Origin of the sequence: uncultured Pontibacter sp. (genome assembly GCF_947502515.1) — a bacterium.
GTDB lineage: Bacteria > Bacteroidota > Bacteroidia > Cytophagales > Hymenobacteraceae > Pontibacter.
Genome location: NZ_CANNAI010000008.1, coordinates 1 through 15117 on the forward strand (window position 1 = coordinate 1; position 15117 = coordinate 15117).

11 protein-coding genes are annotated in these 15117 nt (G+C 53.0%); 4 read left to right on the top strand and 7 right to left on the bottom strand.

The genetic code is table 11. The features are described 5' to 3' along the window. Positions 1-4049 (bottom strand): InlB B-repeat-containing protein (locus Q1A54_RS17510; protein WP_299990705.1); only part of this gene is annotated, 4049 nt, incomplete at its 3' end. 799 nt (positions 4050-4848) lie between these two features. Between Q1A54_RS17510 and Q1A54_RS17515 the strand changes: the two genes are divergently transcribed. Next, on the top strand, positions 4849-5598 hold the full coding sequence (locus Q1A54_RS17515) for a hypothetical protein (RefSeq protein ID WP_299990707.1): 750 nt from the start codon (positions 4849-4851) through the stop codon (positions 5596-5598). A gap of 124 nt (positions 5599-5722) precedes the next feature. After that, complete coding sequence (dacB, locus tag Q1A54_RS17520; protein ID WP_299990709.1) at positions 5723-7117, top strand: D-alanyl-D-alanine carboxypeptidase/D-alanyl-D-alanine-endopeptidase; 1395 nt, start codon at positions 5723-5725, stop codon at positions 7115-7117. Between the two features lie 94 nt (positions 7118-7211). On the opposite strand, the gene Q1A54_RS17525 is transcribed toward dacB, so the two are convergent. After that, positions 7212-7550 (bottom strand): hypothetical protein, encoded by a 339-nt coding sequence (locus Q1A54_RS17525; protein ID WP_007660316.1) that lies wholly within the window; start codon positions 7548-7550, stop codon positions 7212-7214. A 232-nt stretch (positions 7551-7782) separates the two neighbouring features. On the opposite strand from Q1A54_RS17525, the gene Q1A54_RS17530 reads away from it, so the two are divergent. Further along, positions 7783-8208 (top strand): DoxX family protein, encoded by a 426-nt coding sequence (locus tag Q1A54_RS17530; RefSeq protein WP_196120428.1) that lies wholly within the window; start codon positions 7783-7785, stop codon positions 8206-8208. Positions 8209-8257: 49 nt separating this feature from the next. Continuing rightward, positions 8258-8716 carry a peptide-methionine (R)-S-oxide reductase MsrB gene (gene msrB, locus Q1A54_RS17535; protein ID WP_299990714.1) on the top strand — a complete coding sequence of 153 codons (459 nt, stop codon included), beginning with the start codon at positions 8258-8260 and terminating at the stop codon, positions 8714-8716. An 87-nt stretch (positions 8717-8803) separates the two neighbouring features. Here the strand turns inward: msrB and Q1A54_RS17540 are convergent, their stop codons facing one another. The 5 genes from Q1A54_RS17540 to Q1A54_RS17560 form a co-directional block, all read right to left on the bottom strand. Then, a complete protein-coding gene (locus tag Q1A54_RS17540) occupies positions 8804-9922 on the bottom strand; it encodes a tetratricopeptide repeat protein (protein WP_299990716.1) in 1119 nt (372 codons plus the stop codon). Positions 9923-9990: 68 nt separating this feature from the next. After that, positions 9991-10452: a tellurite resistance TerB family protein gene (locus Q1A54_RS17545; RefSeq protein ID WP_299990718.1), complete on the bottom strand. Its 462-nt coding sequence runs from the start codon at positions 10450-10452 to the stop codon at positions 9991-9993. Between the two features lie 80 nt (positions 10453-10532). After that, a complete protein-coding gene (locus Q1A54_RS17550; protein ID WP_299990720.1) occupies positions 10533-11336 on the bottom strand; it encodes an alpha/beta fold hydrolase in 804 nt (267 codons plus the stop codon). A 27-nt stretch (positions 11337-11363) separates the two neighbouring features. Next, positions 11364-14192, bottom strand: a complete 2829-nt coding sequence (locus Q1A54_RS17555) for a cation-transporting P-type ATPase (protein WP_299990722.1) — start codon at positions 14190-14192, stop codon at positions 11364-11366. 72 nt (positions 14193-14264) lie between these two features. After that, a complete protein-coding gene (locus Q1A54_RS17560; RefSeq protein ID WP_299990724.1) occupies positions 14265-15035 on the bottom strand; it encodes a glucose 1-dehydrogenase in 771 nt (256 codons plus the stop codon). Positions 15036-15117 lie beyond the last annotated feature (82 nt).

A 15117-nucleotide genomic window follows, 5' to 3' on the forward strand; every position in this document is an offset into this window, starting at 1 on the left:
AGCTGGGAGAGCACGATCGCCGAACCGTCCGCCAGCTGGAAGAGGTCCTGCTCGGTGTGGGCGCTCACCAGCGTGAAACTGGTCACCTGCGGGCCGCTGCCGGTGGCCTCGAAAGTGGCCGTCACCGACTTGCTGCGGTCCATGGTCAGCTGCAGTGGGTTTGTACTGCCGGAGGCGCCCCCGCTCCAGCCGGCGAATCGGAAGCCGGCTTGTGGTGTGGCTGTCAGGGTCACCACCGTCCCGGCCGCGTAGGCGTCCTGCTCTGGTGCTCTGGCCACCGTGCCGCCGCCCACCGTGCTCACCGACAGGGCATACTGCGTGCCAGGGCTCTCCCTGTCGACCACGGTGAAGGTGATGGTCAGGGGTGTTCCGGCCGTTCCGGTGCCGTTGCTTCCTGAGTACGGGGTGGCCCTGAGGGTGTAGGTTCCCGTTGCGGGCGGGTTCCAGTTGCCGTAGTAGTAGTTGCCGCGGCCGTCGTCACCGAAGAGGGCGTAGGGGGCTGCGTTGTCGGTGTAGTTCCTGAACTGGGCACCGGTGAGCTCGACCTTGACGCTGCCCACCGTCGAGGGCGAGGTGTTGGCGCGGATGTTGAGCTTGGTGCTCGAGAGCTGGGAGAGCACGATCGCCGAACCGTCCGCCAGCTGGAAGAGGTCCTGCTCGGTGTGGGCGCTCACCAGCGTGAAGCTGGTCACCTGCGGGCCAGGGGCAGGTATGGCCTCGAATGTAGCCGATACTTCTTTGTTGCTGTCCACGGTCAGTTTTAGGGGGCTTAGTGTGCTCATGGCATCACCCGTCCATCTCACGAAACGATATCCATTAGCTGGTGTTGCAGTGAGCGTGACTATGGTGCCGGCCTCGTAGGTAGCTGCCAAGGGATCAGCTGCAATGGAGCCTCCAGTTGGCTGCGTAATGGTTAAAGCGTACATAATTGGTGGGATGACCTCAAATGTAGCTGATACCGTCTTATCTGCATCCATGGTCACAGTTGTGGAGGTCTCTGTACCTGAAGCATCGCCTGTCCATCCAGTGAAGCGATAACCGCTAGCCGGGGTCGCTGTCAGCGTCACTACAGTGCCTGCTTCATGTGAAGGAGCACTTGGCTCTGCGGCGATGGATCCGTTTTCAGGCTGGGGCAGTGTCAAGGCATACATGGTTGGCGGTATGACTTCAAATGTAGCAGAGACAACCTTGTCAGTGTCCATAGTGACTGTCGTCGTGAGGTTTATGCCCGTAGCATCACCTTTCCAGCCAACGAAGCGGTAACCATCTGCTGGAGAAGCAGTCAGTGTAACCACAGTCCCAGCCACATAAGTAGGCGCGGACGGCACAGCCGAGATGGATCCATTATCAGGTTGGTTGATGCTCAAAGCATACATAATCGGAGGAATAGCCTCAAAAGTAGCCGAGATAGTTTTATGTGCGTCCATAGTTAACTGGAGCGGGTTTACGCTACCAGATGCATCACCGCCCCAACCGGTAAACCTGTAGCCATCTGCTGCCGTGGCCGTGAGCGTGACCACAGTGCCGGCTACATAAGTAGCTGCATTTGGCTCTGCGGCGATGGATCCATTCTCAGATTCAGTGAGTGTTAAGGTATACATAGTCGGCGGTATAAGCTCAAATGTTGCCGATACTGTTTTGTCTGAATCCATGGTCACTGTGGTGGAGAGTTCTGTGCCCGAGGCATCGTCTGACCAACTCACGAATTGATAGCCCTCAGCAGGAGTGGCGGTGAGTGTGACTACAGTACCGTCCTCGTAGGTAGCCGCGGAAGGCTCTGCGGAGATGGTGCCGTTGGCGGTCTGGGTGATGGTCAGGGCGTACATGGTCGGTGGGATGGCCTCGAAAGTAGCTGAGACAGCCTTGTCAGCACCCATGATTAAAGTCGTAGTAGGCTCAGTGCCTGTTGCGTCGCCTGTCCAGCTCACAAAGCGGAAGCCCGGATTTGGGGAAGCAGTGAGTGTAACCACGGTACCGGCCACATAGGTGGCTGCGGAGGGGGCAGCAGCAATCGAACCATTCTCAGGCTGGGTGATGGTCAGAGCAAACATGGTCGGAGGAATAACCTCAAAGGTGGCCGAAACGGTCTTGGCCGCGTCCATGGTCAGCTGCAGGGGGGTATCCGAGCCCTCAGCGTCACCGGTCCACCCGACAAAGCGGAAACCTGAGGCTGGGGTAGCCGTGAGCGTGACGGTGCTGCCGGCCGCGTAGGTGGCCGCAGCAGGCTCGGCGCTGATGGAGCCGTTCTCGGGCTGCGTCAGTGTCAGGGCGTACATGGTTGGCGGGATGGCCTCAAAAGTAGCCGAGACTGTCTTGTCAGCATCCATGGTGACGACAGTGGTAACAGAGTTACCCGAAACTGCGCCGTCCCAACCTACAAAGCGATAGCCGTTCGCTGGAGTTGCCGTCAGTATCACCATCGTGCCGTCTCTGTATTTGCCATCTTCGTTCGGTGCGGGACTCGTACTAATCGTGCCGTTACTAGGTGGTGTGATTGTCAGCGTATAGCTTGGAATCGGCTCAAAAGTAGCGGAGACTGTCTTGCTGGCGTCCATGGTCAGCTGCAGTGGGTTCTGGGTGCCCTCAGCGTCGCCCGTCCAGCTGGCGAATCGGAAGCCGTCGGCCGGCGTGGCAGTGAGTGTCACCACGGTGCCATGCGTGTACTTGCCGTTCAGGTCTGGTGCCGGATTGGCACTGATGGTTCCATTGGTAGGCTGTGTAATTGTAAGTGTGTAAGCATCGCTTACAACTACAGTAATCTCTTCTTCGGCATGCTGCGGAACAGCACCGTTATCAGCTAACCTGATTTTAAATTTATAGGTACCTGGTTCTGATGGCGTCCAGCTGAAAGTGCCGTTTATAGTACTAGTGCTTCTTGTAAAAACGTTTTCAGCTCCAGTATAATCACCCCCTGGTAAAGTCGTTACACTTATTGGTCCCTTATCTGTGGGGGCATCCACCAAAGAAAAAACTCTGGCTTGCTTCATAGGCTGCGAGCCTTGGCCTGCATTATTGATGTCGGTACCGGAAATCGAAAAAATAAGTGGTTCTCCTACAGCTGCCGTCTTGTTCCCAACCGGGCTTAATACAGGTGCAGCATTTACCGTAGTATTGAATACCTTATAATGACCGCTATTTTTATCATCACGGACTGCCATGTTAAAATTAAATCTTCCAACAGTTGCATCAGTAGGGGTCCAAGAGAAGTGGCCTTCCGGTGTAACAGTGGCGCCCGGTGGCACAACCTGTGTGCTAGAGTAGTTTGAAAGAGAGAAGAACAGCTGCTGAGCCGGTAGGTCGGGGTCAGTGGCTGTAGCGGTAAAAGTAAGTTCCTGGCCTACTGCAACAATTTGAGGTGCAGGTTGATTAACAACAGGAGGACGGTTTGCTTCCGTAACATTTATTTTGAATTGAACGGTATCGTCAAGAGCTCCGTCTGACACCCTGGCAGTTAACAGATAAACTCCTGGCCCCTGCTCTTCGGTCGGTGTCCAGGTGAATACTTTGGTGCTGGCATTAAAGACTGCACCTTCAGGTAAGTCTTCCATAGTGTATTGCAAGTTGCCTGCAGGCGTATCTCCATCGGTAGCATCGAAAGTAGCAGCAGGAAGTGTCAATGCTACCATTTCTGCATGGGTTCTATTGGGTATAGGCTTGAGTACTGGTGCACAGGCCACCCCAGGTGTTATGGATGAGGTAACTACTACTTCATCCGTGATGGTACATGAGCCACTGGTTACAGTAAGCACATATGTTCCCGGTACAGTAACAACCGGGTTTTTGGAACTACTGGTATAGCCACTCGGGCCGGTCCATCTAAAAAGCACCCCACTCTGAAAACCAGGGTTACCTATGGTCACGCTTGGAGTGGCGCAGGATAACTCCTTTGGATCTCCAGCTTCAGCATAAGGTATTGTAATATTTCTAAATGTGAAGCCTTTTGATGTTCCATTTCCGAACTCAGTTCTTCCAGCTAATGAAAACTGACCACCCTTCATACCCGGCACTATGCTGATAGTAGTAAGCGTAGGACCTACTATAACACTCATACGCTGACCAGTTGAGCTTATAGAGTCTTTACCGCCGACTATGTAAGAGTCCGTACTTGTTGTACTCAAAATCCACACATAATTCGTCACATCACCTGTCTGTACAGGAACAGAATAGGTGACAGGTGCGGTACCCAGACAAAGAGGCGAAGGGCCGGTGATTGTTTGAGCGAAACTAGTAGAGGGTTGTAATAGAATACTGGTTAATAGAAATAGGAAAATAGGAATCAAACGCCTACGTATTGATTCTAGCACTTGAAAAGTTATTCGTCGTCTGTTCATTTGAAATAATGCCATACCTTGCCGGAGCCCATCATAGTGAGTTCCTTTGGTCCGGACTTGAGAAGTAAATTTGACATTCATAATTTTGGCTTTTGGATTTTAGAAATTAATAATACAATTGACTGTCTAGGTATACTTAGACACAAAGAGCTGTTGAAATAAGCAAGGGAAGCAGTAATATGATTCAACAAATTTATTTTTTAATTTTTCCAATTAAGTCATACGTAGTTTATATGACTTTATCCTTTATGAATTATAAATATTTATATAATTACTGGTGGATGGACCTAAACAGGGGGTAAAAAAAGATGATTTGGAGGTGAGTGAATTAGCAGGAGGAGTGTAGAGTGGTTTCTGTTTAAATTAAATTATTATAAAAATGTGTAATTGAAATATCTGTTAAGTACTATATTTTTGATCATTGCTCAAGGGGTGGGGCGAATAGCTCAACTCTTATAAACATGAAACCGTTTGCTGCGTTATGAGAGGGAGAATTTTTAACCTAAATAATGAAGCAATGAACAGAGACTTTGATCGTAAGGATAACCGACGCAAAAACCACTATGCTGATTTCGACCAGTACGGCAACCCGCGTACCGGCAATACCAACAGCCTGTCCAGACGCGACCCGGAAGGCAGTAGCCGCGACCACAGCAGCGAGCACCGTAGCTATGACAGCCGGGACAGCCGCAGCCGCATGTCGTCCGACGCACGTGCCTACGGCGACTTCAGCGGGGGTACACGCTACGGCGAAGGTGGCAGCACCTACGGCGGAGGATCGGCTTACGGCGATTCGTATTACGGTATGTCGGGAAACGAAGGGCCGCGCTACCGCGATGCCGGCAGAAGTCGCTCAGGAGACGAACGGCACGGCTTCGATGACCGTGACCGGGATGACTACAGCCGCCAGAACTATGGCCGCTCAGGAGGCAACAACTACAGTGGCCGCATGAGCGACGATAGCGACACAGGCTACCGTGGCACAGGCTACATCTACGGCAGCCGTCCCGGCCCTGGCTCCACGTACAGTGACCGCGACCGCGACGATAGAGGCTATGACCGGGGCTACCGCGACTTTGGCAGCACTGGCTACGGCTCTACCGGCTACAACAACCGTGACGAAGACCGCATGCGTAGCATCTCCGGAAACTACAGAAATGAAGCTCGTAGGAACAGCGACTCGGATGACAATCGCCGCTACAACAGGGGAGGACATGACTGGAACTTCGATAGGAGAGACATTAACTACCGTGACTGGAATGACTAAGTCTGTTACCTTCAGGGTATAAACAGGCCATACATATTGCGCAGCCGCTTCTCCTGAGAGAGAAGCGGCTGCTTTATTTTGCAGATTATTGGGGATAGCCACCGAAAATGCTTATTTTTTGGCTATGAAACGTCCGATTACAAAAGCCGCCCTGCTGCTATCCTTTACGCTGGCGCATACCCTGGCCCTGGCCCAGACTACAACTGCTAAACTGACATCCGCCTTCCAGAAGTTTGAAGCCGACCCACAGCTGCAAAACGGCATCGCTTCGCTCTACGTCATCGATGCTAAAACGGGGCAGGTTGTGTTCGACCGCAATAGTAGGTTGGGACTTGCTCCGGCCTCCACTATGAAGATCATCACCAGCATCAGCGCTTACGAACTGCTGGGCAAAGATTACCGCTACGAAACGAAATTTGCCCTTCGCAAAACCGGTGATAACGCTTCGCTATTGATACAGCCAAGCGGCGACCCGACCTTCGGGAGCTGGCGCTGGCCCCTGACCAAAGAGGGTAACGTGCTGAAAGGGATTACACAGGCCCTGCAGCGCACAGGTATAAAATCGGTGGGAGAGGTAGTCGTAAGTAATGAAGGCTGGAACGAAGAAACTGTGCCCGATGGCTGGATGTGGCAGGATATTGCAAATTATTACGGTGCCGGTCCCGCCAAGCTCAACTGGCGCGAGAATCAATATGACGTCATCCTGAGATCAGGAAAGCAGATCGGCGACCCGGTGTCGATCGTGAAGACAGTGCCGAACCTCAATGGCTATACCTTGCGCTCCGAACTAACCTCTGCCGCAGCGGGTACAGGCGACAATGCCTATATCTACTTCCCGGTAGGTACCAGTGCAGCCGCCATCCGGGGAACTATACCTGTCAACGAAAGCAGCTTTAAAATATCCGGCGCATTGCCATCCGGTGCCAATCAGTTTGTGAGCATGCTGGCCGATACGCTCCGAACTTTAGGTATAGGTATGCCACAGCAGGCTGTGCTGCAGCACAACGGCACGCCGCAGCAGGGCTATACCTTGTTTCATACCGTCACTTCACCGCCCCTGGATAGTGTGGTGTACTGGTTCAACCGCAAGAGTGTGAACCTGTATGGCGAAGCGCTTGTGAAAACCATCGCTTACAAGAGCTACGGCACCAGCGATACCCGCAAAGGGCTGGAGCAGATCAGGCAGTACTGGAAAACGCAGGGTATAGTCGAAACCGAACTGGCCATGGTAGACGGCTCAGGCCTGTCGCCGCTCAACCGCGTGACCACTCATGCACAGGTACGGCTGCTGCAGCATGCCCGCCAGCAAAACTGGTACCCTGGTTTCTATGCCTCGTTGCCACAGTTCAACGGCATGAAAATGAAAAGCGGTACCATTCGTGGTGCGAAAGGCTTTACCGGTTACCACAAAGCGAAGGACGGACGCGAATATGTTTTTGCTTTCGTGGTGAATAACTACAACGGCTCGGCCTCAGCGCTGGTCAAAAAGATGTACCATGTGCTGGATGAATTGAAGTAAATGAGTCTGGTTGAAACACCTGAAAAGCAAAAGCCCCGGCACTAGATGCCGGGGCTTTTGCTTTGTGACCATTTAGTCCATTTTTTATTTAAAGCTAGTGTTTTTCGTTTCCGAGGCCTTCGTTGCTCTTGTGCCCCTTCAGGGTGCTGGCATTCGGCTGATTGTTTCGGAACTCCTTGTCGGTGCTGTCAGCACCACGGCTGGTGGTGGTAGGGTTGGCATTAGAGCCTTGCGGGCTGTTTTGCTCGTTCGGATTGTCTTTGCCATGCTTGGCACCTCCACTGCTGCCTTCACGGCTTGGCTTGTTTTCGCCGCGGGTATTGTCCGCTCCGCCTGCCACAGGGCCTGTCTGTTTGCCTTTACCCAGTCCGCTTACGCCTTCACCTTTTCTTGAATTCGGGTCTTCTGAAATATTTCTATTGTTGTCACTCATGGTTTGTTTTCTTTTAGATAGAACATATAAATCGACCGAGCGCCTGGGCTTCGGTCACTTAGTTGTACGAACTAGCCCCCTGAAAAGGTTGAGCAGGATACCTGCTATAGTCATTAAGCAACTCACCGGCAGGCAGGTATATTTTAACATTAAGCCCCAAAACACGTTAGCTCCTTTTGTAAGTGCTTGTTTAACAGCCTGCTAAGAAAGGCAGGTGTAAATCTCAATAACTATGGAAAGATTTCTAGGACCCTACAGCCCGCAGCTGTATGCCATACTGCGCATCGTTTCAGGTCTGATGTTTGCCATGCACGGCACTCAAAAGCTATTTGGCTGGCCAGGCGACGGCAATACAGTGGAGCTGGCTTCGATGATGGGGGTGGCCGGTATAGTCGAACTGGTTGCCGGACTCATGATCGCGTTTGGTTTCCTGACGGGCTGGGCTGCCTTTATTGCCAGTGGTCAGATGGCGGTGGCCTTCTTTACGGCTCACCTGCCCGAAGGCTGGAATCCGCTGCTCAACAACGGCGAAAAAGCCGTGCTTTACTGCTTTCTGTTTCTGTACATGGCTGCCCGTGGTTCGGGTATCTGGAGTATCGACGCTGCCATGGGAAGAGGTACGAGGCGAGATGCCGACAGGAAGCCCAGCTATACCTGACTGGTCAGAAACGGATTCCACTGGTCAGGTATAGCCGCGTATAAAGAACATGCTACGCTGGAAAGACATCATATACTACGCCAAATACGGCAATCCTGAACCTTACGAAAAAGTGGAAAAGACGGAGGAGGAGTGGAGGCAAGAGCTGACGGAAGCACAGTACCAGGTGCTCCGCCAGAAAGCAACCGAACCGCCCTACCGCAATGCCTACTGCCGCTCCTACGAGCCGGGAATCTATACCTGCGCAGGCTGTGGACAAATGCTGTTCAATGCTACAGAAAAGTACCACGCTATTTCCGGCTGGCCCAGTTTCACACAACCGGCCAGGCGGGGAGCTATCCGCTATACCTTCGACGACAGCCATCATATGCAACGCATTGAGGCGATCTGTAATGCGTGCGGAGGCCATCTGGGCCATGTCTTCAACGACGGGCCTGAACCGGGAGGACTGCGCTACTGCATCAACTCAGCGAGTATGGTCAGGCTGCAGGACAGCCGTGAGGAGTAGAAGCTTGCAGACGCTGGAGTATAAGCGGAAGCAGGCAGTGTAGGTATAGCTGGTTTTATGCCATCGCTATACCTGACCAATTATACCTTAATTGCACTTATTGTATTTCATCAGCTCTATGGCGTTGCGGTTGCCCAACTGGTGCGCTTTGGTTAGGTCGGTGCAGGCTTTGGCAGTTTGCTTCAGGGCCATATAGCAATAGCCGCGTCCCAGGTATGCGTCAGGTGATTTTGCATCCAGACTAAGGGCGCGTGTAAAGTCCTTTTCGCCACCGGCATAGTCTTTCACTTTGATTTTCAACTCACCACGTTTCGTATAGAACTCGGCGTTCTTGCTGTTAAGGCTGATTGCCTTGTTATAATCTGCCAGGGCTTCCTGCGTCTGGCCGGTTTGGGTATAAGCCATGGCGCGATTGGCGTAGGCCTCCGAACGGCTTTTATCCAGCGCAATTACTTTCGTCAGATCCTGTATGGCACCCGATGTGTTCCCGCGCATGTGACGGAGCAGGGCCCGGTTGAAGTAGGCATCAGCGTGTGCCGGATCCAGTTTAACTGTGGTGCTATAGTCTGCTTCTGCTGCCGTGTGCTGCGCCAGCTGTTCCAGTGTCAAAGCTCTGTAAAAGTAGGCTTCGGCCGAACCGGCGTTCAGCTGTATGGCCTTGTCAAAGTGCCGTTTAGCTGCTTCAAAGTCTCCGGCAACATCACTCAGCTTGCCCAGCTCAATGTGGGCTGGGGCAGAAGGGGCCAGTTCAATGCTTTTCAACAGGTGCTGTCGGGCGGGTGCTGTTTTGTTGTCGAGGAGCAGGGCCAGGGCGCACTGATAGTAGAGGGCTGCATCCTGGGGCGCGAGCCGGATCGCTTTGCCATAGTCATACTGAGCGCCTTCCATGTCCTTCAGGTGCACCTTCACCAGCGCCCTGTTACTGAAACCGTCTTTGCTCCCTGCATTGAGCAGCAAGGCCCGGTCGAGGTCTGTCAGAGCAGCTTCGTAGTTTTTGAGATTCAGGTATGCCAGTCCCCGGTTGTAAAAAGGCTCAAAAGTGAAGCTGTCACGGGTGATGACGATCGTGTAGGCGGCCACAGCCTCCTGGTAGCGACCGGCGTCAAAGTGCTGGTCTGCTAAAGTAAGCGGTGAGGGGCCCGGATCCTGGGCATTGGCCTGTATAACGGAAAACAGAAGAAAGAAGCTGAGTAGGATTCGTATCATGCACTGCATTTATAGTGCACAAAGTAACGAAAAGTGCCGTCAATTCAGCTGCAATTTTTGAACCTGCTTCAATTGCATTGTTTGTCTTTGTTGAGAACCAGAATCACCCTTACAATTTCCTGCGCTTTCTCCTCATCCAGATCAAGGGCGGAGTAAAGGTATTGTATCAGCTCTTCCTCCTTCTCGGTCACTACGCAGTCTGACAGCACCAGCTGGATGGTATGGGCAAACAGGGTGGGGCGGTTTTCCTCAGTTATAAAGTCCACGGAATTGTCGATCAGTACCTTGCTGCCAACCTGGGCGTGGGCATAGAATACGGATCTGCTGTAAGCCATGATGTCGTGCCCCTCAAACAGCTTTCTGTTGGCCAGGGTATGAGCCATCACATCCAGTTCTTCATCTGCTACATCATCGTCCACGGCTACGCAGGCGTGCATGATGGCGATCCAGGCTTCCTGTTCATTTTGTGGGGTGTAGGTATAGGAGTCGGGTACGTTGGTCCGACCTGTGGTGTTAAATACTCCTTCCATCTATTCTTTTATAGTTCAGTTATTGAGGTACTTGCTTGGTGATGCATTTGTTTTGTGCGGCTCTGTTTTGAGTAGCCAACTCAAGGCAGTTTTGCCAGTATGCGTTCCACCTCCCGTTTGTAGGCGGGATTCTCATTCATGCCATTGTGCCCCTGTCCTTTAAGCAGTACTAATCGGTCCGTTGGCTTCAGGTGTGCCTTCAGCTTTTCAGATGAGCCCGGGTAGATGATCTCGTCTATCATGCCGTGGAAGAGTGCAATAGGGGCCCGGACCTGTTGCACGAAGCGGTACGTATCAAACTTATACTTGAGCAGGAAGGCAGGCACAAAGGGATACAGGCTCTGCATCAGATCACCCAAACTATAATAAGGGGCCTGCAGGATCAGAAGCCGGGGCTTGTTTTCGGCTGCCAGTTTCGCCGCAGCGGCTGTCCCTATTGAATAACCAATTACCACGATCTGCTCTTCACTATACCTGTTTTTAAGGACATCGTAAGCGGCCTGCACGTCTGCATAAAACTGGGATTCACTGCTGATGCTGCCTTCGCTTTTGCCATACCCGCGGTAGTCCAGCACAAACACATCGTAATGCAGGTCAGTGTAAGTTTCATATACCCAGCCCCAGGAGTCCACCGAGCCGGCATTTCCGTGCAGGTAAAATACGAGTCCTTTCGAATCAGGAACTTTAAAAAGCACACCGTGCAGTTTGGTCCCATCACTGGCGGGTATAGTAAGCTCCTCAAACTCCTGCCTGAACCCAAAACGGTAATCAGCGGGTAGTTTTTCCGGAAAGAAGATCAGGTTCTCTTGCTGAAACGATAAAAAGCCCATAAGCAACAGGTATAGCGAAACCAGTAAAATCCCAATGCGAATCAAAGTCTTCAAAGGCTTTGGCTTAGGTATAGCGGCGGCCTATTTACTGGTCACCGCTTTTTCATTTCGTTTGTTGATGCTAAAACGGATGGTCTTCTCGATGGTCACAATGATCAGTAGTACCACACCGGCTCCAAAGATGCGCAGCAATTGCATTGCATCAAGTGGTGCAGAGCCAAACAGGGTGTTCATGATCGGTAGGTAAATGAACAGTGCCTGAAAGAAGAACATCGCCGCGATACCGTAATACACCCACATGTTACTGAAGAAGCCGATCTGGCGCATGGGCCGCACCAGGGAGCGGCAGCTCAGCAGGTAAAAAGACTCCAGCACCACAAACACCGTCGTAGACACAGTGCGGGCCTCTGCTACATCTGTGCCCAGTATACGGCGCTCGTACAGGTACAGGCCAAAGGCGGCGATCAGAAGGAGCGTGCCTACCAGCAAGGTGCGCATGATCAGGTCTTTGGTCAGAATGGGCTCGTTGGTTGGTCGAGGCGGACGGTCCATGATGCCCGGTTCCTTTGGCTCAAAGGCCAGCGTCAGGCCCAACAGTACGGCTGTGGTCATGTTGATCCAGAGCAACTGCACCGGCTGCACTGGCAGCTGCGTACCCAGGATCACAGCGGATAAGATCACAAGACCCTCACCGAGGTTGGTTGGCAGTGTCCAGACTATAAACTTGGTGAGGTTGTCGAATACGCTGCGGCCTTCCTCCACGGCACCTTCTATGGAAGAGAAGTTGTCGTCGGTGAGCACCATGTCCGATGCATCCTTGGCCACGTCGGTTCCGGTGATGCCCATGGCTATACCTATATTCGCCTGCTTCAGGGCCGGCCCGTCGTTCACGCCGTCACCGGTCATGGCCACCACATGGTCGCGGGCCTGCAGGGCTTTCACAAGCCGCAGCTTCTGGTCAGGAGCTACCCGGGCGAATACGGCTGTTTTTTCGGCTATCTCCTCCAGCTCCCGGTCCTCGATCTGCTGCAGTTCCTTTCCGGTGATAGCCTTGAGCCTGCCGTTTTCACGGGTGCCTTCCAACCCGATCTGGCTGGCGATAGCAGAGGCTGTTGCGGCGTGGTCACCGGTGATCATCTTCACGTCTATACCTGCCTGCTGGCAAAGTTTAACTGCCTCCACGGCTTCCTTGCGCGGCGGGTCTATCATACCCTGCAACCCGATAAACACCAGGCCGGAGCGTATGTGATCGTGGTCTATACTGTTAAGTTCTTCTGCTTCAGCCATGCCAAAGGCCAGCACGCGCAGGCCTTCACCAGCCATTTGCTCTACCTGCTTGTTGATGCCTTCCGTGTCCAGGCGACCGGTCTGTCCATCGGGCAGCAGCATGCTTTCGCTTCTTTCCAGCACGGCTTCCACGGAGCCTTTCAGGTAGATGACGCGTCGCTCACCTTCGTGCAGGGTGGCCATATACTGGTGCTCTGATTCAAAAGGGATGGCATCTTTGCGGGGCATTTTCTGCTCCAGTTCGCCTCGCTCAAAGCCGGCTTTCTGCGCGGCTACCACCAGTGCTCCCTCGGTCGGGTCGCCTTCGATGGTCCACTGACCTTCTTTCTCTTTTACTGAACTGTCGTTGCAGAGCAGGCCCGCTATAAGTAGTTGCTCCAGCGCCTTGTTCGTGTTCAGGTCCACCTGCTGTTCTCCTTCCTGTACCTGCCCTTCCGGGCGATAGCCTAGTCCGCTCACGGCGTATACCTTGTCTCCGGCCACGATCTGCTGCACGGTCATTTGGTTTTCAGTGAGCGTGCCGGTCTTGTCGGAGCAGATCACGTTGGTGCTGCCCAGTGTCTCCACCGCCACCAGTTTGCGGATGATCGCCCTTCGTTTGGCCATCTTGGAAACGCCCAGTGCCAGCATGATGGTAACAGCCACAGGCAGGCCTTCGGGTATGGCACCTACTGCGAGTGCCACAGCCACCATAAAGGTATCGCCCCAGTCAGCTCCGCGGGTAGTCTCTACAACAAATACCGCTGCGGCCAGCCCCAGGATAACCCAGAGCAGGAGGTGGCTGAATTCCTTGATCTTCTTGGTGAGCGGCGTTTCCAGGGTTTGCGCACTCGAGATCGACTCCTGTATTTTGCCTACTTCGGTCTTGTCGCCCGTGCTCACCACCACACCGGTTGCCTGCCCATAGGTCACGACTGTGGAGGCGAAGCCCATCGAGAAGCGGTCGCCAAGCACATCATCAACCGCTACAGGTGCTGCGTTCTTTTCAACCGCCACGGATTCTCCGGTCAGTGCTGATTCATCCACTTTGATGTCGCGCACGTGTACCAGCCGCACATCAGCCGGAAACTTGTCGCCGGACTGTACCTGCACGATGTCACCGGGGACCAACTCCTGTGCGTTAATGTTTTGTTTTTTGCCATCGCGGACCACCTGTGCCTTGGCCGTCATGCTGCGGGACAGCGCATCGATGGCAGCAAGCGCCTTGGATTCCTGTATGTACCCAATGATGGCATTGACGAATACAACCCCGAAGATCACAGCTGAGTCTATGTACTCTTCCAGCAGCAGGGTGACTACCGTGGCGACCAGCAGGATGTAGATCAGCGGCTGGTGAAATTGCAGCATAAAGCGCACAAAGGCACTCTGCTGCTTTTTGGGCGTCATTACATTGCGTCCGTATTGCTCCTGCCGCTTCTGTACTTCATTTTCCGTCAGTCCTTTTTTGGGTGATACCTCCAGCAGCTCAAGCGCCTCCTGTGCGCCAAGGCTATGCCAGTCCATATGCTGGTCAGGGTTTAGCGGGCTTTTGCTTACTCTTTTCTGCTCTGTTACACTCATAGTCAGTTTGAAGATCGTGTTGATGCAGCCAGCGGAGGAATTCCTTTTCTCCGCTGGCTGCACGTTTAATTCCAATACAAGGTGAGTATCTGAATTAAAATAACGCTTGCTCTCGCTTTGTTGTCATACGGGGAATTACTGGGTGAGGTAGGCTCCATCCACAGCATAGTAGGCACCTGTCACAAAGGAGGCTTTGTCAGAACTGAGCCAGATCACCAGTTCTGCGACCTCTTCGGGCTCTCCCAGGCGACCGATCGGATGCTTGCCTGCCAGGAACTGTAACACTTCTTCGGTCATACCGGCATCGGTCAGCAGCGGCGTTTTGATGAAGGCAGGTCCGATGGCGTTGATACGTATTCCCTTGGCCGCATACTCAATGCCGCCATTCTTGGTGAGCCCCACTACACCGTGTTTGGCGGCCACGTAGGCGGCGGAGTTTGCAAATCCCACCTGACCCAGGATAGAAGAATTGTTCACAATAGCACCACCGCCCTGCTGCAGCATCTGCCTGATTTGAAAATGCATGCAGTAAAAAACGCTGTTCAGGTTCACATTTATGACTTTGTTCCAGCCTTCGATGCTCATCTCCCCGATTGGGTTGGCCTCACCGCCTATACCTGCGTTGTTGAAGGCAATGTCCAGCCGGCCAAATTTCTCCACGGCCTGCTGGACCATGCTCTCGCAATCTTCCGGCTTCGAAACATCACCCAGCACAAAGATGGCTTCTCCGCCCTGGTCTTCTATCTCCCGCACTACCTGCATGCCCGGTTCTTCGTGAATATCGGACACAACTACTGTGGCCCCTTCCCTGGCGTAGAGGATCGCACTGGATTTGCCGATGCCCGAGGAACCGCCGGTTACAAGGGCTACTTTGCCTGACAATTGTCTTTGTGATGCTGCTGCCATTCTTTTCAGAGTTTTGAGTTTTGATCTTATTGGGTTGAGTACAAAATTCTACATCAGGCCCAAGCAAAAGAATGACCTCGGT